15 protein-coding genes and 1 pseudogene are annotated in these 17,876 nt (G+C 73.3%); 11 read left to right on the plus strand and 5 right to left on the minus strand.

From position 1 onward, the window contains the following. Positions 1-345 precede the first annotated feature (345 nt). The 3 genes and pseudogenes from ACIRVF_RS23670 (at position 346) to ACIRVF_RS23680 (ending at position 3,489) form a co-directional block, all read left to right on the plus strand. A pseudogene (locus tag ACIRVF_RS23670) lies at positions 346-1,589 on the plus strand (DUF692 domain-containing protein). 28 nt (positions 1,590-1,617) lie between these two features. Continuing rightward, the gene (locus ACIRVF_RS23675) at positions 1,618-2,637 is read left to right on the plus strand and encodes a TIGR04222 domain-containing membrane protein (protein ID WP_402821075.1); all 1,020 of its coding nucleotides are present in this window, start codon (positions 1,618-1,620) and stop codon (positions 2,635-2,637) included. A gap of 69 nt (positions 2,638-2,706) precedes the next feature. Then, a complete protein-coding gene (locus tag ACIRVF_RS23680; RefSeq protein ID WP_402821078.1) occupies positions 2,707-3,489 on the plus strand; it encodes a TIGR04222 domain-containing membrane protein in 783 nt (260 codons plus the stop codon). 77 nt (positions 3,490-3,566) lie between these two features. On the opposite strand, the gene hemQ is transcribed toward ACIRVF_RS23680, so the two are convergent. From hemQ to ACIRVF_RS23695, 3 genes are all read right to left on the minus strand, one after another. Then, on the minus strand, positions 3,567-4,292 hold the full coding sequence (gene hemQ / locus ACIRVF_RS23685; protein WP_402821080.1) for a hydrogen peroxide-dependent heme synthase: 726 nt from the start codon (positions 4,290-4,292) through the stop codon (positions 3,567-3,569). After that, entirely contained in the window at positions 4,289-5,719 is a 1,431-nt protein-coding gene (gene hemG, locus ACIRVF_RS23690) for a protoporphyrinogen oxidase (RefSeq protein ID WP_402821083.1), read from the minus strand. Before hemG ends, hemQ begins: the two co-directional genes overlap by 4 nt. 66 nt (positions 5,720-5,785) lie before the next feature. Beyond that, positions 5,786-6,067 (minus strand): hypothetical protein, encoded by a 282-nt coding sequence (locus tag ACIRVF_RS23695; protein ID WP_402821086.1) that lies wholly within the window; start codon positions 6,065-6,067, stop codon positions 5,786-5,788. Between ACIRVF_RS23695 and ACIRVF_RS23700 the strand changes: the two genes are divergently transcribed. The 3 genes from ACIRVF_RS23700 to ACIRVF_RS23710 all read left to right on the plus strand — a co-directional run bounded on the left by ACIRVF_RS23700 (position 6,066) and on the right by ACIRVF_RS23710 (position 7,933). Continuing rightward, positions 6,066-6,371 carry a hypothetical protein gene (locus ACIRVF_RS23700; protein ID WP_402821089.1) on the plus strand — a complete coding sequence of 102 codons (306 nt, stop codon included), beginning with the start codon at positions 6,066-6,068 and terminating at the stop codon, positions 6,369-6,371. The two genes, ACIRVF_RS23695 and ACIRVF_RS23700, sit on opposite strands and share 2 nt — an antisense overlap. Positions 6,372-6,395: 24 nt before the next feature. After that, entirely contained in the window at positions 6,396-6,842 is a 447-nt protein-coding gene (locus ACIRVF_RS23705) for a DUF523 domain-containing protein (protein ID WP_402821092.1), read from the plus strand. A gap of 119 nt (positions 6,843-6,961) precedes the next feature. Beyond that, positions 6,962-7,933 (plus strand): DUF4349 domain-containing protein, encoded by a 972-nt coding sequence (locus tag ACIRVF_RS23710; protein WP_402821095.1) that lies wholly within the window; start codon positions 6,962-6,964, stop codon positions 7,931-7,933. 68 nt (positions 7,934-8,001) lie between these two features. Here ACIRVF_RS23710 and hemE read toward each other — a convergent pair whose 3' ends face one another. Beyond that, the gene (hemE, locus tag ACIRVF_RS23715; RefSeq protein ID WP_402821097.1) at positions 8,002-9,105 is read right to left on the minus strand and encodes a uroporphyrinogen decarboxylase; all 1,104 of its coding nucleotides are present in this window, start codon (positions 9,103-9,105) and stop codon (positions 8,002-8,004) included. A 146-nt stretch (positions 9,106-9,251) separates the two neighbouring features. Here hemE and ACIRVF_RS23720 point away from each other — a divergent pair, with 146 nt between their 5' ends. The 5 genes from ACIRVF_RS23720 (at position 9,252) to ACIRVF_RS23740 (ending at position 16,199) form a co-directional block, all read left to right on the plus strand. Beyond that, complete coding sequence (locus ACIRVF_RS23720; RefSeq protein ID WP_402821100.1) at positions 9,252-9,914, plus strand: DUF3000 domain-containing protein; 663 nt, start codon at positions 9,252-9,254, stop codon at positions 9,912-9,914. Positions 9,915-10,233: 319 nt separating this feature from the next. After that, positions 10,234-10,950 (plus strand): response regulator transcription factor, encoded by a 717-nt coding sequence (locus ACIRVF_RS23725; protein WP_030288221.1) that lies wholly within the window; start codon positions 10,234-10,236, stop codon positions 10,948-10,950. Positions 10,951-11,320: 370 nt separating this feature from the next. Continuing rightward, on the plus strand, positions 11,321-12,574 hold the full coding sequence (locus ACIRVF_RS23730) for an HRDC domain-containing protein (RefSeq protein ID WP_402821103.1): 1,254 nt from the start codon (positions 11,321-11,323) through the stop codon (positions 12,572-12,574). 257 nt (positions 12,575-12,831) lie between these two features. Further along, a complete protein-coding gene (locus ACIRVF_RS23735; protein WP_402821106.1) occupies positions 12,832-14,049 on the plus strand; it encodes a thiolase family protein in 1,218 nt (405 codons plus the stop codon). A 2-nt stretch (positions 14,050-14,051) separates the two neighbouring features. Further along, positions 14,052-16,199, plus strand: coding sequence for a 3-hydroxyacyl-CoA dehydrogenase NAD-binding domain-containing protein (locus ACIRVF_RS23740; protein WP_402821109.1), 2,148 nt, complete (start codon positions 14,052-14,054; stop codon positions 16,197-16,199). Between the two features lie 77 nt (positions 16,200-16,276). Here ACIRVF_RS23740 and ACIRVF_RS23745 read toward each other — a convergent pair whose 3' ends face one another. Beyond that, positions 16,277-17,803, minus strand: a complete 1,527-nt coding sequence (locus tag ACIRVF_RS23745; protein WP_402821112.1) for an ArnT family glycosyltransferase — start codon at positions 17,801-17,803, stop codon at positions 16,277-16,279. Positions 17,804-17,876 lie beyond the last annotated feature (73 nt).

Genomic DNA, 17,876 nt, shown 5'->3' on the forward strand with positions numbered 1-17,876 from the left:
CCGCCTCCGGTTTTCTCCGCCCCCACCCGGCGCCCCGTCTGGGGAGATCGTCCCGGTCGCGGCCCGCAGGACCCCACCACCAGGATCGGCAAGCTCAAATAATGCTCTGAGAAGACCGGGTGAGGCTTGGCAGCGACCCCGCCCGGGGACATCCTCAGCAACACGGCCGCGCGGTCCTGGCGACGACGCCCGCACCGCCGGACGGCCTCCCCACCCAGCCCTCCGAAGGGGGCGACACCGATGACTTCCCCTGCCTCCACGCCCCGACCCGGGGCCGGAACCGGAACCTCGTGCGGAACCGGCACCGGAACGGCGCTCGGCGTCGGCCTCGGCTGGCGCAGCGAGATCGACACCGTGGTCGAGCGCCAACCCGGCCTGGACTGGGTCGAGGTGGTCGCCGAGAACCTCTGCCCCGACCACCTGCCCACCTCGCTCACCGTGCTGCGCGAGCGCGGCGTCACCGTCGTCCCGCACGGCGTCGGCCTCGGCCTCGGCGGCGCCGGGCTGCCCGATCCCGAGCGGCTCGGCACGCTCGCCGAGACGGCGCTCGCGCTCGGCTCCCCGCTGGTCACCGAGCACCTGGCCTTCGTCCGGGCCGGCGGCCTGGAGGCCGGGCACCTGCTGCCCGTGCCCCGCACCCGGGACTCGCTGCGGGTGATCGCCGAGAACATCAGGATCGCCCAGGACCAGCTTCCGGTACCACTCGCCCTGGAGAACATCGCCGCCCAACTCGCCTGGCCCGAGGACGAGTTCACCGAGGGCGAGTTCCTCGCCGAACTGGTCGCGCGGACCGGCGTCCGGCTGCTGATCGACGTCGCCAACCTGCACACCAACCGGGTCAACCTCGGCATCGACCCGGCGGCCGAACTCGACCACCTGCCGCTGGAGGCGCTCGCCTACGTGCACGTCGCCGGCGGCACCCTGGTCGACGGCGTATGGCACGACACCCACGCCCACCCCGTCACCGAACCGGTGCTGGAGGTCCTGGCCGAACTCTGCGCGCGGGTCGCACCGCCCGGCGTCCTGCTGGAACGGGACGCCAACTTCCCGCCGCCCTCCGAACTGGCCGGTGAACTGGACGCCATCCGCCGGGTGCTGGAGGGGAGCACCCCGCGATGAACGACCTGGACCACGGCGAGCGCACCACCGGCATCGCCCGGGAGCGCCTGGCCCGGCGGCAGGAGGAACTGCTGGCCGCCCTGGTGGCCGGCGGGCCCGTCCCGCCGGGCTTCGACCCGGACCAGGTCCGCGCCCAGTCCACCGGCCTCGCCGCCAAGCGGCGCGACACCACCGCGAAGGTCGTCCCCGACCTGCCCCGCCTGCTCGGGGCGTGCTACGGGCCGCTCTTCCTCGACTACGCCCGCACCCACCCGCAGACCGGCGGCTACCGCGCCGACGCCCGGGCCTTCGCCGCGTGGGTGCTCACCGACGGCGGCACACTCGCCGCCGACCACCGCCGCGCCCTGGAGCAGTGGCTCCGGCGGGCGCCCCAACCGGCCGAACAAGCCGAGCAGGCCGAACGGGCCCAGCAGGCCGCACGGCCGCACGGCCCGCTCGCCCGCCTGCGCCGGGCCCTGCGCGGCCGCTGACCGAATCCACACCCCGGGGGAACCGCCCATGTGGCACAACAGTTACTTCATCGTCCCCGCCGTCCTGCTGGCCGCGGCCGGCCTGTACGCGGCCCAGACCCACCAGCGGGTCCGGCACGTTCCGCACCCGACGGGCCTGCCCGGCCGCGGACTGCCGCTGCTGGACACCGCCTTCCTGGCCGGCGGCCCCGGCCGGGTCGTCGACACCGCGCTGGTCCGGATGCACCTCGCCGAGCAGATCGTGATCAACCGCGCGGGACTGGTCACCCTCACCGGTGCCAAGCCGTACGACGCCGTCGACCAGGCGGTCCACAACGCCGTCGGCGCCACCGGCAGCCGGGAACTCGGCGCCCTGCGCCGGATGGTGATGCGCTCCGCCGCCGTCGAGGAGATCGGCGACCGGCTCGCCGACCGCGGCCTGATGCGGCGCCCCGAGCGGCTCCAGCGGGCCCGCACCGCCCGCCGGCTGCTCTGGCTCGCGATGCTCGACGTCGTGGTCTTCACCGTGCTCGCCCTGCTGCTCGACGACAACGAGGCCCTCTACGAGCACCCCGACCTCTTGATCCCGGGCTTCCTGCTGCTCCTCGGCGCCGTCACCCTGGCCGTCACCTCCCCGGCCAAGGGCAGGATCACCCCCGCCGGGCAGCGCCAGCTCAGCCTGATGCAGGGCAGCACCGCGTGGACGCCCAGCTCGGGCGTCTCGCCCCGGCTGACGGGCGGCGCGATGCTGGGCGCGGTCGCGCTCGGCGGGCTGGCCGCGGCGGCACTGGACAACCCGGAGCTGGAGGCCGCGATGCTGGCCGCGGCGGCCGAGGAGGAAGCGGTGCGACAGGCCCAGGCGTCGTCGTCCTCCTCGTCCTCCTCGTCCTCCTCGTCCTGCTCGTCCTGGTCGGGCGGCTCCTCCTGCGGCGCCGCCGACTCCGGCTCCACCCACCACCACTCCTGCGGATCCTCGCACCACTCCTCGTGCGGTTCCTCGCACTCCTCCAGCTGCGGCTCCTCGTCCAGCTGCGGTTCGAGCTGCGGGAGCAGCTGCGGCGGATCCTGATGTCACAGTTCGGTATCGCGGCCGGGGAAGCCGTTCCCCGCACGACGGCCCCAGGCATACAACAAGCCCATGTGGTTGCTGTTCCTGATACCGGCCTGTGTCGCGGCGGTGTTCTCCTGCCTCCGGCTGGTGCGGATGACCGCCACCGCCGACGCCCTCGCCGACCAGGACCGGCTGCGCCCGCCGGAGGCCGTCGGCATCGGGCTCTACGAGACGGCCTACCTGGCCGGCGGCCCGGACCGGGTGGTGGAGCTCGCCCTCGTCCTGATGGCCGGCCGCGGCCGGCTCCACCTCGCGCACACCGGGTGGACCACCGTGGTCGACCCCAAGGGCCGCAGCCGCCTGGAGCGCGCCGTCGTCTCCACCGTCGGCCCCGACGGCCAGTGCCGTACGGACGAGCTGCGCCGGGCGATGGCCGAGCACCCCACCGTGCTGGAGATCGGCGCCCGGCTGGCGCTGGCCGGCCTGGCCACCCCTGCCCTGGTCCAGCGCAACACCGTGCTGGTGGTCCGCCAGGTCCGGCACGCCATGCTGCTGACCCTGGTGCTCCTCGCCGCCTCGCTGTCCGTCAGCGGCTTCACCGGCGGTGACACCGTCGCCCCGCTCGCCTGGTTTGCGCTGCCGCTGGTGCTCACCGCGGGCACCCTGCTGATGGCCCGGGTCGACGTCTACCCCTACACCCGCTGGGCCTCGCCGATCGGCCTGGAGGTGCTGCGCGAGGTCCGGCCGGCCCGTCAGCACGGCCTCGCCGACGACGAGGAGCGCGAGCTGCTCACCGCCGTCGCCATGAACGGCCCCGCCGTCCTCCCCGACGCCCGCCTGCGCGCCGCCCTGCGCCCTCACCGGGGCTGAGCTCCCCGGAACCACCGGAGGCCGGTTCCTCCGCCTCGGCAGCGGGGGGGACCGGCCTCCGTACGGCGCGGGTGGGATCAGACCAGGCCGTTCAGCAGCTCGCTCACCGGCTTGCGGCGGCCGGTGAAGAACGGCACCTCCTCGCGGACGTGCATCCGGGCCCGGGAGGCCCGCAGGTCGCGCATCAGGTCGACGATGCGGTGCAGCTCGTCCGCCTCGAAGGCGAGCAGCCACTCGTAGTCGCCGAGCGCGAAGGAGGCCACCGTGTTGGCCCGCACGTCCGGGTAGCCGCGGGCCTGCATGCCGTGCTCGGCGAGCATCGAGCGCCGGTCCTCGTCGGGCAGCAGGTACCAGTCGTACGAGCGGACGAACGGGTACACGCAGACGTAGTCGCGCGCGCGCTCGTCAGCGAGGAACGCCGGGATGTGCGACTTGTTGAACTCGGCCGGGCGGTGCAGGGCCATGTTCGACCAGACCGGCTCCAGCTGGCGGCCGAGGCCGGTGCGGCGGAAGCGGTTGTACGCCTCCTGGAGGTCGTCCGAGTCCTCGGCGTGCCACCAGACCAGGATGTCGGCGTCCGCGCGCAGCCCGGACACGTCGTACGTGCCGCGCACCGTCACGTCCTTGGCGGCGAGCTGGGCGAACAGCTCGTCCACCTCGGCGGCGAGGCCGGTGCGGTCCTCGGGCAGGGCGCCCTTGAGCTTGAACACCGACCACATCGTGTAGCGGATGACCTGGTTCAGGTCGCGCGCCTTCTTCTTCTCGGGCTGCTGCTCCGGCTCCCGCTCAACGCTCTCAGTCATGCGCCCATTGTCCTCTCCGTGGAACCTTCCCCGGTCGCCGGGGTCAACAGTTCGTCGACGGCGGCCGCCGCGGCGGCCGCCGAGGCGATGCAGGCCGGGATCCCCACCCCGTCGTACGCGGCGCCGCACAGCGCCAGCGCCCCCACCGCCTCCGCCGCCGCCCGCACCCGGGCGACCCGGTCCAGGTGGCCCACCGGGTACTGCGGCAGGCCGGCCGTGAAGCGCGACACGAAGGTGTCGTACGGCCGGGCGGTCAGGCCGACGGCCTCCTCCAGGTCCGCCAGCGAGCGGGCCACCAGCTCCTCGTCCGGCAGTTCCAGCACCTCGTCCTCGCGGTGGCGGCCGAGCGAGGTGCGCAGCAGGAACGCGTCCGGGGCGGAGCGCTCCAGCCACCCCCACTTGTTGGAGGAGAAGGTCGAGGCCTTGATCCGGCGGCCGTCCACCGGCGGCACCAGGAAGCCGCTGCCGGTGGGCGGCTCGGGCAGGTCGGCGCGGCGGAACGCCAGGGTCACCAGCGCCATGCCCGCGTACTCGACGGTGTCCAGCTCGACGGCCGCCGCCGGGGCGTCCGCGCGCAGCAGCCGGGCCGCGGCCGGCGCCGGGACGGCCAGCACCACGGCGTCCGCGGTCAGCACCTCGCCGCCGGCCACCACCCGCCAGCCCTCGGGGGTGCGGCGCAGCTCCTCCACCGGGGTGTCGGTGCGCAGGTCCACGCCAGCCTTGACGCAGGCCGCGGCGACCGCCTCCGGCAGGGTGCCCAGGCCGCCGCGCAGGCCCTGGAACACCGGGGTGCCGACCACCTGCGGCCGGGAGGCCAGCTCGTGCACCCCCTCGACCAGCGAGCCGCCGCCGCGGGCGATCGGCAGCAGCTGCGGCACGGCGGCACGCAGCGAGATCTCGTCGGCGCGCCCGGCGTAGACGCCGCCCAGCAGCGGCTCGACCAGCCGGTCCACCACCTCCCGGCCCAGCCGGTCGGCGACGTAGCGGCCGATCGCGACGTCCGCCCCGACCTCGGTGGTCCGCTCGTCGCGGGCCCGCTCCAGGCCCTCGGCGGTGAGCACCCCGGAGGCGGCCAGCGCCTCCAGGTCACCGGGGACGCCCATCACCTGCCCGCCGGGCAGCGGCCGCAGCGCGCCGCGGGTCCAGATCGCCGCCTTCGCGGTGGTCGGCGGCTCCAGCTCCTCCCCCAGCCCGACCGCCCGCGCCAGCTCCACGGCCTCCGGCCGCCGCGCCAGCACCGACTCGGCCCCGAGGTCCACCCGGACCCCGCCGACCTCCCCGCCCCACAGCTTCCCGCCGACCCGCCCGGACGCCTCCAGCACCGTCACCCGCGCCCGCGCCGACCCCCCGGCCGCCCCGCTCAGGAAGGCGGCCGCAGCCAGCCCCGCGATCCCACCACCGACGACGACGACCTGTGCATCCGACATGCTTCGCAGTCTCGCAGGTCTTTACACGGAACCCTCAATCCGCTGCACGCGCGAGGTCGACGGAGATCACGAAGGGCACCGGGGGCTCCACCATCCCGCGAAGACCCCGGCCGGCGCGTAGGCGGGGAGCGCCCGCTCCGGCTCGAAGACGTGCACGACCGGCCGGCCGTCCTCCTCGACGATCCAGTAGTGCGGGATCCCCGCCTCCGCGTCCTTGCGGAGCTTGACCGAACCGGCCCTCGCTGCGGGGCGCGTACATCCGCTCGGGAAGCTCACGCACCGGGCCGACGCGGCGAGTTCGGAATCGGCCTGGCGGACCGATCCGGTCGTGCGGTGGCGAAGGGCCATGGTGCAACTGGGGGGCGAGGCGGTCCGGTGGGTGGATGACGGGTGCCCCGGGGTGGTGGAGGTCCGGTTCCCGGATGCGGACGGCCGACGCTGGTCGGTGATCGACAAGACGACGATGTTCGGGGCGACCGTCCGGCTCGACGCGGACTCTCCCTACCCGGTGCCGGTCGAGATCGACTGCACGGTGCTGGACGCGGGCGACGACGACGTGGTCACGGTGTCGACCTGGCGGCCGCACCACCTCGAAACCGTGTGCGGGCGAAGCGAGTTCCGCGTGCGCCGCGAACAGCTCCGGGACGCTTGAGGCCGCCGTCGTAGGCTCGGGCGCATGGAACCGATCATGGTGAGTGCCTGTCTGGCCGGGGTGCCCTGCCGGTACGACGGGCGGGCGAAGAGGTCCGTCGAGGCGGTGCGGCTCGTGGCGGAGGGTCGGGCGGTCGTGGTCTGCCCGGAGGGGGCGGGCGGGTTGCCGACGCCGCGGCCGGCGGCGGAGATCGTGGGCGGGGACGGAGCGGACGTGCTGGACGGGCGGGCGAGGGTGGTGGACTCGACCGGGACGGACTGCACTGCGGAGTTCCTGGCCGGGGCCCGGGCGGCGCTTGCGGCGGCGGAGGAGTCGGGCGCGCGGCGGGCCGTGCTGATGGCGCGCAGCCCGTCCTGCGGGTGCGGGCAGGTGTACGACGGGACCTTCTCCGGGGAGCTGCGGCCCGGGGACGGTGTGACGGCGGCGCTGTTGCGACGGGCGGGGATCGAGGTCACGGCCGGTGAGGCCTGAGTTCGTGGCCGTCCCGCCGCCGAGCTGTGATGGACTCGCGATCTCCCGGGCTGGTCCTCGCGACCGGCTCTCCCGTCCAATGGTCAGGAATGCCAACGGACTTGGGGAGGGGCCCGGGAATGGGACGACAGGCGAAGGCCGGAGCGCTGGGGGCGGTGGTGGCAGCGGCGGTGCTGCTGGCCGGGGGTTGCAGCGCGGGCGGATCGGGGGGTTCGGCGAGGAACGACTCGGCCGCGGCACCGGCGAAGCAGGCCGGTGAGGGCGGCGGGGCGGCCGCGCCGACTCCGGCGAACGCCCACGGCACCGGCGCCCCGGCGGCGTCCGGGGTGACCCCGGCCGCCGACACCCGGCTGATCTCGTACACCGCGCAGCTCACCCTGCGCACCAAGGACGTTCCGCAAGTGCTCTCCAAGGCAAGGGACTTGACCACCACCGCGGGCGGCTACGTGGGCGGCGAGTCGGTCAGCGGCAGCGGCACGGACGAGTCCGGCCAGCTGACGCTCAGGATCCCGTCCGGCGCCTACCAGCAGACCCTGGACCAGCTGGCCGCCCTGGGCGAGGTGGTGTCCCGCAGGAGCCAGGCGGACGACCTGACCCAGCAGGTCGCGGACGTGGCGAGCCGGGTGCAGACCCAGCAGGCGAGCGTGGACCGGGTGCGGGCGCTGATGGCGGAGGCCAAGACGCTGAGCGACATCACCTCGCTGGAGGGTGAGTTGAGCCGCCGCGAGGCGGACCTGGAGTCGCTGCAGAAGCAGCAGAAGGAACTGGCCGCCCGGACTTCGTACTCCACCGTGACCCTGGACGTCCGCCGCGACGCCGTGGCGCCCGCGCCGACCGCGACGCCGAAGGGCGAGCAGAGCTTCGGCGACTCGGTCGGTTCCGCGCTCGGCGGTGGGTGGCACGTTCTGCTGACGATCGCGCGGGCGCTGGCGGTGGCGGTGGCAGCGTTGGCGCCGTTCCTGCTGGTGCTGGGCTTCCCGGCGGCGCTAATCTACCGGTACTGGCGCCGGACCCGTTCGCACCCCGGCACACCCGGCGCACCCGACGCCCCCGATGCCGCCGGTGAGGGCGGCCCCGGCGACGAGGTCTGACCCGCACGACGGTGGCGGGCCCCCGGCTCCCGGGGGCCCGCCACCGCGGGGGCGTCAGCGCGTGGAGGTCAGCGCGCGCTGGCCTCGTGCACGAAGGCGACCAGGCGGCTGAGCGCGTCCGGGTCCATCGACGGCAGCACGCCGTGCCCGAGGTTGAAGATGTGGCCGCTGGTGCCGAGCGCCTGGGCGGCGTGCAGCACCTCGCGGGCCTTGGTCTCCACGACCTTGGTGGGGGCGAACAGCACCGCCGGGTCGAGGTTGCCCTGCAGGCCCTTTCCGGGGCCGACCCGCTCGGCGGCGACGTTCAGCGGCACCCGCCAGTCGACGCCGACGATGTCCGCGCCGGCCTGACCCATCAGTCCGAGCAGCTCGCCGGTGCCGACGCCGAAGTGGATCCGCGGCACCCCGTAGGAGGCGACGGACTCGAAGACCTTTGCACTGGCCGGCATGACCGAGCGGCGGTAGTCGTCGGGCGCGAGCGCGCCGACCCAGGAGTCGAACAGCTGGACCGCGGAGGCGCCCGCCTCGATCTGCACCTTCAGGAAGGCGGAGGTGATGTCCGCCAGCCGGTCCACCAGGGCGGCCCACAGCTCGGGCTGCCCGTACATCATGGCCTTGGTGTTCTCGTGGTTCTTGGACGGCCCGCCCTCGACCAGGTAGCTGGCCAGCGTGTACGGCGCACCGGCGAAGCCGATCAGCGGGGTCCCGCCGAGCTCGTCCACCAGCAGGCCGACGGCCTCGGTGATGTAGGGGACGTCGTCGGGCTCCAGCGGGCGCAGCCGCTTGAGGTCCTCGAAGGTCCGGATCGGATCGGCGATGACCGGGCCGACGCCGGCCTTGATGTCCACGTCGATGCCGACGGCCTTGAGCGGCACCACGATGTCGCTGAAGAAGATCGCCGCGTCGACCTTGTGCCGGCGCACCGGCTGCAGGGTGATCTCCTTGACCAGCTCGGGCCGCATGCAGGACTCCAGCATGGGGATGCCCTCGCGGACCTTCAGGTACTCGGGCAGCGAGCGACCCGCCTGGCGCATGAACCACACCGGGGTGTGCGGCACCGGCTCCTGCCGGCAGGCGCGCAGGAACGCGGAGTCGTGCGCGGCGCCGCGGCGCGCGGGGGTGGATCGGCCGTCGAGGGTGGCCGCCGTCGGGTCTGCCGTAGTCTCGCTCACGGGTCAAATCTTCGCATGCGCCGAAGTCCCGCCTCCCCGGGCGGTCTCGTCGGTTCCTCCAAGATCTGGCCGGGTTTGCCGTTCCGGCACGCCGCTCGGACGGAAGTTGCGGCGATAACCCGGGTTTTCGACCTAGTCTTCGGGTCATGGCAGCGGTCGGCGGGCACCCCGCGCAGGGTGGCGGAACAGGTGGCGGAACGGGTCGGGAGGGGGCGCCCAGCGAGTTCCGGGCCGCCGTGGAGGCCCTCGAAGGGGCGCGGCTGCGGCCGGAGCTCCAGCTCTCCTCCTCGCCGGCCCCGCGCCGGCTCGCCCCGTACGCGTTCGCGCTGACCGCCGCCGTGGAGGTGGACGGCGAGGAACTGGCCGACGGCCGGCTGGTGCTGCTGCACGACCCGGCCGGCCAGGAGGCCTGGAACGGGGAGTTCCGGGTGGTCACCATGACCCGGGCCGAGCTGGAGCCCGAGATGGCCGGCGACCCGATGCTCTCCGAGGTCGGCTGGGCCTGGCTGCTGGACGCTCTGCAGGCGCACGGCGCCGGGTACGCGGAGCCCTCCGGCACGGTGACCCGCTGCGCCTCGCAGTACTTCGGCGGCCTGGCGGACCGCCCGTCCTCGACCGAGATCGAGATCCGGGCCTCCTGGACGCCGGCCGACGGCCGGTTCGAGCGGCACCTGGCGGCCTGGGGGGACCTGCTCTGCATCAGCGCCGGGCTGCCGCCGGCCGCGCCGTCCCCCCAGGGCCCGGGCGAGGTCACGTCACTCGGTGGGGTGGTCCCGATGCCCGCGCGGCGACGCCCGCGGTCGCACTGACGGGTGGTGGCCGGGCCGGACGGCACCTCCTGGCCCGATGCCACCCCCAGGACTGACGGAGTGTGACTTCGGTCGTGCTCTGTGTCAACAAACCGGTCAGAGTCGACCGATCTGGCACGAATCTGATCGATTTTGTGCGATTTCAGGGCATCTCGCATCAGTCATATGCGCGATTTGTCTGTATTGTTACTCACTAGATCGTGATCTTTCGCTAAAGCCGGGCACGGTAGCTGCCGAAGCAGACTGTGACCCTTTCCGAACGCGGAACACTCCGACCGCCCCCTCGGGGTTCCGTCCGCCACTCCCCGCAGGAGGCCTGGTGTCGGTCCTTCTTGAGCACCCCGCAAACGTGGTCGCCTATCGGCCGACCAAGCCCACCGCCATGGTGGTCATCGCTGATCCCCGCGTCCGAAACACCGTCACCCGTCACCTGTGGGCGCTCGGCGTCCGCGACGTGATCGAGGTGTCCTCGATCGCCGAGGCCCGTCCCCGGGTCTCCACCCCGCGCGACATCTGCGTCGCCGACGTACACCTGCCGGACGGCTCCGGGCTGACCATCCTCGCCGAGACCCGCGCCGCGGGCTGGCCCAACGGCCTGGCCCTGTCGGCCGCCGACGACATCGGCGCGGTCCGCAGCGCGCTGGCCGGCGGCGTCAAGGGTTACGTGGTCACCGGCACCCGCACCAACGTCGCGATGCCCGGCCGCCCGGGCCTACCGCTCGGCGCCGCCGGACTGGCCGGCCGGATGCGCCGCCCCGGGATGCCGGGCATGCCGGGCGCCGCCGGCGCTCCCGGCGCACCCGGGGCCCCCGGAGCGCCGGGCCCGCAGCAGGCCGCCTACCGCGAGCTGTCCGGCCGCGAGGTCGAGGTGCTGCGCCTGGTGGCCGAGGGCCAGTCGAACAAGGCGATCGGCGTGGCGATGGGCCTGTCGGCGCTCACGGTGAAGAGCCACCTCGCCCGGATCGCCCGCAAGCTCGGCACCGGTGACCGCGCCGGGATGGTCGCGGTCGCGCTGCGCACCGGCATCATCCACTGAGCCGACCGGGGCCGAACCGCTCGTCGAAGCCGCGGCGGCCCAGGAGGAACGTTCCTCCTGGGCCGCCGCCCCCGCACGCCCGGCGCCCCGGCGCCTCGGCCGAGCCGCCGACGAAGGAGGTGGCGAAGCGCCCGCCGACCGTCGGCACCGGGTCCGAGCGGGCCGGAGACGAGCGGGCGATCTCCCGCCCCGAGCCGAAGGGCCGCGCCGGTACCGAAAGGGAGAAGGGCCGAGCCGCCGACGAAGGAGGTGGCGAAGCGCCCGCCGACCGTCGGCACCGGGTCCAAGCGGGCCGGAGGCGAGCGGGCGATCAACAGTCTGACCAGTCCGACAACACTCCCAGTTCCGAGGACCGTCGTACCCTTGGTGGGTGACCGACGCCGTAGCAGCCATCCCAGAAGAAGCAGCCCCGGTCCCGCTCCTTGAGCCGAAGGAGGGGATCCCGCCCGTCGTGGCGGACGAGCAGGCGCTGGCCGCCACGATCGCCGCCTTCGCCGCGGGCACCGGACCGGTCGCCGTCGACGCCGAGCGCGCCTCCGGCTACCGCTACGGGCAGCGGGCGTACCTCATCCAGCTGCGCCGAGCCGGCGCCGGCTCCGCCCTGATCGACCCGATCGCCTGCCCCGACCTCAGCGGGCTGGGCGCTGCCATCGCGGACGCCGAATGGGTGGTGCACGCCGCCACCCAGGATCTGCCCTGCCTGGCCGAGGTGGGCATGAGACCCACCCGGCTGTTCGACACCGAGCTGGCGGGGCGGATCGCCGGCTTCGCCCGGGTGGGCCTCGGGCCGATGACCGAGAACGTGCTCGGGCTGAGCCTGGCCAAGGAGCACTCGGCGGTGGACTGGTCCACCCGCCCGCTTCCCGAGCCCTGGCTGCGCTACGCGGCTCTGGACGTCGAGGTGCTGGTCGAGCTGCGTGACGCACTCGAACAGGAGCTGGACGCCCAGGGCAAGCTCGGCTGGGCCCTGGAGGAGTTCGCCGCGATCGCCGCCGCCCCGCGTCCGGCCCCGCGCACCGACCCGTGGCGCCGTACCTCGCAGCTGCACAAGGTCCGCCGGCGCCGCCAGCTGGCCGTGGTGCGCGAGCTGTGGCTGACCCGCGACCGGATGGCGCAGGAGCGCGACGTCTCCCCCGGCCGGGTGCTCTCGGACGCCGCGATCGTCAACGCCGCGCTGGCCATGCCGCTGAACATCGCCGCCCTGCAGGCCGTCCAGGGCTTCGGCCCGCGCCTGCACCGGCGCCAGCTGGAGCAGTGGCTGGCGGCCGTGCAGCGGGGCCGGGAGGTCCCGGAGAACCAGCTGCCGCCGGCCGCCGCGCCGCACGACGGTCCGCCGCCGCCGCGGGCCTGGGCGGAGAAGGACCCGGTGGCCGCCGCCCGGCTCTCCGGCGCCCGCGCCGCGGTCAGCGAGCTGGCCGAGCGCCATCACCTGCCGGCCGAGAACCTGATCACCCCGGACCTGGTGCGCCGGGTGTCCTGGGAGCCGCCGGCCGAGCCGGGCGCCGAGGGCGTGGCCGCCGCGCTGCGCCGGCTCGGTGCCCGGCAGTGGCAGGTCGACCTGGTGGCGCCGGTGATGGCCGCCGCCTTCACCGCCGCCGCGGCCACCGCCACGGCCCAGGGCTGATCGCGCCGCCCGGCACCGATCGGGCTCCGAAAAGGGGATGCCGTCCGCACGGACGGCATCCCCTTCGGCGTCTCCGGGGAGGCTTCCTGGTCGGACGTGCCGCCGGACGTGTCGCGGGACACATGGTCAGAACCCTCGGAGGGGCCTGGGCAGGTTGGTTACCGGCGGGTAGCATGACCGTGACGCGGCGCCGCTCGGGTGTTTCCCGGCGGCAGCCTGTCCACCTCGAAATGTTGGTCCCTGGGAGGAGAGCCCCCGTGCCTCGTACCGCGAGGGACGTCGTCTTCGTCGACGGCGTCCGCACCCCGTTCGGCAAGGCCGGCCCGAAGGGCATCTACCACGAGACGCGCGCCGACGACCTCGTCGTCAAGTGCATCCGGGAGCTCGTGCGCCGTAACCCGAACCTGCCCGTCGAGCGCATCGACGAGGTCGCCGTCGCGGCCACCACGCAGATCGGCGACCAGGGTCTGACCATCGGGCGCACCGCCGCCCTGCTGTCCGGCCTGCCGAAGTCCGTCCCCGGTTACGCGATCGACCGGATGTGCGCCGGCGCCCTGACCGCCGTGACCACCACCGCCGGCGGCATCGCCTTCGGCGCGTACGACGTGGTCGTGGCCGGCGGCGTCGAGCACATGGGCCGCCACCCGATGGGCGAGGGCGTGGACCCGAACCCGCGCTTCGTCTCCGAGAAGCTGGTCGACGAGTCCGCCCTGTTCATGGGCATGACCGCGGAGAACCTGCACGACCGGTTCCCGCACCTGACCAAGGAGCGCTGCGACGCCTACGCCGTGCGCTCCCAGGAGAAGGCCGCCAAGGCGTACGCCAACGGCGACATCCAGCCCGACCTGGTGCCGATCTCGGTCCGCAACACCAACCCCGAGGTCGGCGAGACCGGCTGGGGCCTGGTCACCGTGGACGAGCCGCTGCGCCCGGGCACCACGATGGAGTCGCTGGCCAACCTGAAGACCCCGTTCCGCCCGCACGGCAACATCACCGCGGGCAACTCGGCCGGTCTGAACGACGGTGCCACCGCCTCGCTGCTGGCCGCCGAGGACGTCGCCGAGGAGCTCGGCCTCCCGGTCAAGATGCGCCTGGTCTCCTACGCCTTCGCGGGCGTCGAGCCCGAGGTCATGGGCATCGGCCCGGTGCCGGCCACCGAGAAGGCGCTGGCCAAGGCCGGTCTGACCATCGACGACATCCAGGCCTTCGAGATCAACGAGGCCTTCGCCGTCCAGGTGCTGTCCTTCCTGGACCACTACGGCATCGCGGACGACGACGAGCGGGTCAACCCGTACGGCGGTGCGATCGCCTTCGGCCACCCGCTGGCCTCCTCCGGCGTGCGCCTGATGAACCAGCTGGCCCGCCGCTTCGAGCAGCGCCCGGACGTCCGCTACGGCCTGACCACGATGTGCATCGGCTTCGGCATGGGCGGGACCATCATCTGGGAGAACCCGCACTTCGAGGGTGGTAAGTGACCATGAGCAACACCACTGAGCTGCTCCAGCGCGGCGCCGAGCTGTTCCCGGGCGAGGTCGTCACGACCGCGCACGTCCGCCACCTGGACCTGCCGCTGCAGGCCGGCAAGCTGGCCCTGATCACCCTGGACAACGGCTTCGACCACACCAAGCCGACCACCTTCGGCCCGGGCTCGCTGCTGAAGCTGTCCGAGGCGCTGGACCAGGTCGAGGCCGAGGCGGCCGAGGGCAAGATCGTCGGCGCCGCGATCACCGGCAAGCCGTTCATCTTCGCCGTGGGCGCCGACCTCAAGGGCGTCGAGCTGCTCCAGCAGCACGCCGACGCGCTGGCCATCGGCAAGGGCGGCCACGAGGTCTTCAAGCGGATCGCGGCGCTGCCCGTCCCGACCTTCGCCTTCTACAACGGCGCGGCCATGGGCGGCGGCGTCGAGGTCGGCCTGCACTGCGACTACCGCACGGTGTCCGCGGGCGTTCCGGCCTTCTCGCTGCCCGAGGTCTTCCTCGGCCTCGTCCCCGGCTGGGGCGGCTGCACCATCCTGCCGAACCTGATCGGTGCCGGTAAGGCCGTCAAGGTCATCATCGAGAACTCGATGAACCAGAACAAGCAGCTCAAGGGCAAGGACGTGTTCGAGCTGGGGATCGCCGACGCGATCTTCGAGCCGGCCGACTTCCTGGAGCAGTCGCTGCTGTGGGCCGCCAAGGTCCTCAAGGGCGACCTGGTCGTCGAGCGCGAGGCGATCGACCGCGGCAAGGCCTGGGACGACGCCGTCCTCTGGGGCCGCATGGTCGCCGACGGCAAGGTGCACGGCGCCGCCCCGGCCGCCTACAAGGCGCTGGACATCATCGCCGCCGTCAAGGACGCCGACCTCGCCGACAAGGCCAGCCTGCAGGCCGGCTTCGACGCCGAGGACGCGGCCCTGGCCGACCTCATCATGGGCGGCGAGCTGCGCAGCGGCATCTACGCCTTCAACCTGGTGCAGCGCCGGGCCAAGCGCCCGGTCGGCGCCCCGGACAAGTCGCTGGCCCGTCCGGTCTCCAAGGTCGGCGTCGTCGGCGCCGGTCTGATGGCCTCGCAGCTGGCGCTGCTGTTCGCCCGCCGTCTGGAGGTGCCGGTGGTCCTCACCGACATCGACCAGGAACGCGTCGACAAGGGCGTCGGCTACGTCCACGCCGAGATCGACAAGCTGCTCGGCAAGGGCCGGATCGGCCAGGACAAGGCCAACCGCCTCAAGGGCCTGGTCACCGGCTCGCTGGACAAGGCCGCCGCCTTCGGCGACGCGGACTTCGTCATCGAGGCCGTGTTCGAGGAGATGGGCGTCAAGCAGACCGTCTTCGCGGACCTGGAGAACGTGGTCTCGCCGACCTGTGTGCTGGCGACCAACACCTCCTCGCTGTCGGTCACCGAGATGGCCTCGAAGCTGAAGCACCCCGAGCGGGTCGTCGGCTTCCACTTCTTCAACCCGGTCGCGATCCTGCCGCTGCTGGAGATCGTCCGCGGCGAGAAGACCGACGACGCGTCGCTGGCCACCGCCTTCGCCGTGTCGAAGAAGCTGAAGAAGACCTCGGTGCTCTGCAAGGACGCCCCGGCGTTCGTGGTGAACCGGATCCTGACCCGCTTCATGGGCGAGATCCAGAACATCATCGACGAGGGCACCCCGATCGCCAGCGTCGAGAAGGCCGTCGAGCCGCTCGGCCTGCCGATGTCCCCGATCGTGCTGCTGGAGCTGGTCGGCCCGGCCATCGCCCTGCACGTCTCGGAGACCCTGCACGGCGCCTTCCCGGAGCGGTTCACCGTCTCCGAGAACCTCGGCAAGGTGGTCAAGGCCGGCAAGCGCGGCTTCTACACCTGGGTCGACGGCAAGCAGGTCCTCGACCCCGAGGTGCTGGAGCTGCTGACCTTCGGCGACACGGTGCTCACCGAGGAGCAGGTCCTCAGCCGCGCCCTGGAGGCCGTGGCGCAGGAGATCGGCCTGATGCTGGCCGAGGGTGTCGTCGCCGAGGCGCAGGACATCGACCTCTGCATGATCACCGGCGCCGGCTGGCCCTTCCACCTGGGCGGGATCACCCCGTACCTGGACCGTGAGGGCGTCTCGGAGCGGGTGAACGGCAAGAAGTTCCTCGCCCCCGGCGTGGCCTCGGTGCCCGCGTAAGGCGTAGCGCTGCAACGGAGGAGCCCCGGCGACCAGGTCGCCGGGGCTCCTCCGTACGTGGGGGGGGCGTTCGGGCCTCAGTGCTTGAGGCGGTAGACGACGGTGTCGCCGATGACGCCGATCATCTCGTAGTGGGTGTCCAGCAGGTTCTCGATCCGGGGCACCATGACCGGCTGGTAGGGGGCGATGCCGGAGTCGTCCACGAAGACCTCGGGCAGGCCGTTGGCGAGCTCCTTGTCGAAGGTCTGCCAGGCGTTGTTGACGCTGAACTGCTCGCCGACGTTGGGACTGCCGTCCTTGCCGCCGCTGTAGTTGGTGAGGAAGCCGGCGGTCAGGTAGCGGCTGGCGGGCTTGCGGTCGGCCAGCCAGTACAGCTCGGGGTGCATGCCCCAGACCAGCACGGTGTCCTTGGGGGTGGTCTGGGCGGCGACCGCGGTGGCGACCTCGGTGTTGCGGCTCATCTGCTCGCCCGGCCAGGCCAGTGCCAGGGTCCAGAACACCGTGGCGGCGACCGTGGTGTACACCAGGACGGGCTTCCAGCGGATCGCCGACGTGGCGACCGCCCCGGTGCCCAGCAGCACCAGCGGGGGCATCAGCTGGAGGTAGTAGTGGCCGAAGAAGTGGAAGCCCACGCTGACCGCCACGACCGAGGAGAGCAGCCAGACCCACAGGTCGGTGGTCGACCCGTACTCCTCGCCGGCCACCGGCAGCGGGCGGTGACGGTACTTGAACCAGAGCCGGCGCCCGACCGGGTACAGGAAGCCGAGGCCCGCCGCGGCCAGGATGCCCAGGTTGCCGAAGGCCCGGCCGAGCATCTGCAGCCAGGCGCCGCCGAAGGAGGCGTAGTCGCCGCTGCCGGTGACCACCCAGAAGAGGAAGCCCTTGGGCTTGGTCAGGATGACCGCCACCAGGGCTATCGGCACCGCGAAGCCGAACCCGATCTTGAACAGCGCGGGCGGCCAGCGCACCCCCCGTCGGCGGGTGTCCTGGAGGAGCATCCAGAGCACCGGCAGCAGGACCGCGCCGCCGGTCTGTTTGGTCAGCGAGCAGAGCGCGACCGCGATGCCCGCGGCCAGCCAGCGGCGGCGCTCGGCGTAGCGGAAGGCGGCCACCATCGCGGGCAGCATGAAGACCTCGAAGGTCGCCGCCTGGGTGTCCTCCGGGGAGAGCCCGATGGAGACCAGCAGGTAGAGCAGTCCGGCGCCGGCCCCGGCCCGGTTGCCCCAGCGGCCGCGGGCGATCGAGGCCAGCAGGATCGCGGTGACCAGGTGGGCCGCCACCGCGAGGGTGCGCAGCGGCCAGAGCGAGGCGGAGCCGAAGAGGGCGAAGCAGGCCTGGTAGAGCCAGGGCAGCAGCGGCGGCTTGCGGTCCACGACGGTGTCGTAGAGCACCCCGCCGTCCGCGAGCATCCGGGCCTGGGTGGCCAGGAAGCCCTCGTCCGGGCTCCAGACGGGACGGGCGAAGGACGGGACGTGGGTGGCCAGCGCGACCAGCGCGAGCACCGGCACCAGCCTGGTCCAGTACCCCTGACGAAGGTGGGTACGGGCGCGCTCGGGCAGGCGGTCGGCCAAGCCGGCGAGGCGGCGGCGGGTGGGGGTCGGCACGGTTGACAACCTACCGGGCGGGATCGGCACGGATGGCGCCGGTCCCGCTATTCAGTGCGATTGTCAGCTCGTT

The sequence above is a fragment of the Kitasatospora sp. NPDC101157 genome (assembly GCF_044768255.1).
Taxonomy (GTDB): Bacteria; Actinomycetota; Actinomycetes; order Streptomycetales; family Streptomycetaceae; genus Kitasatospora.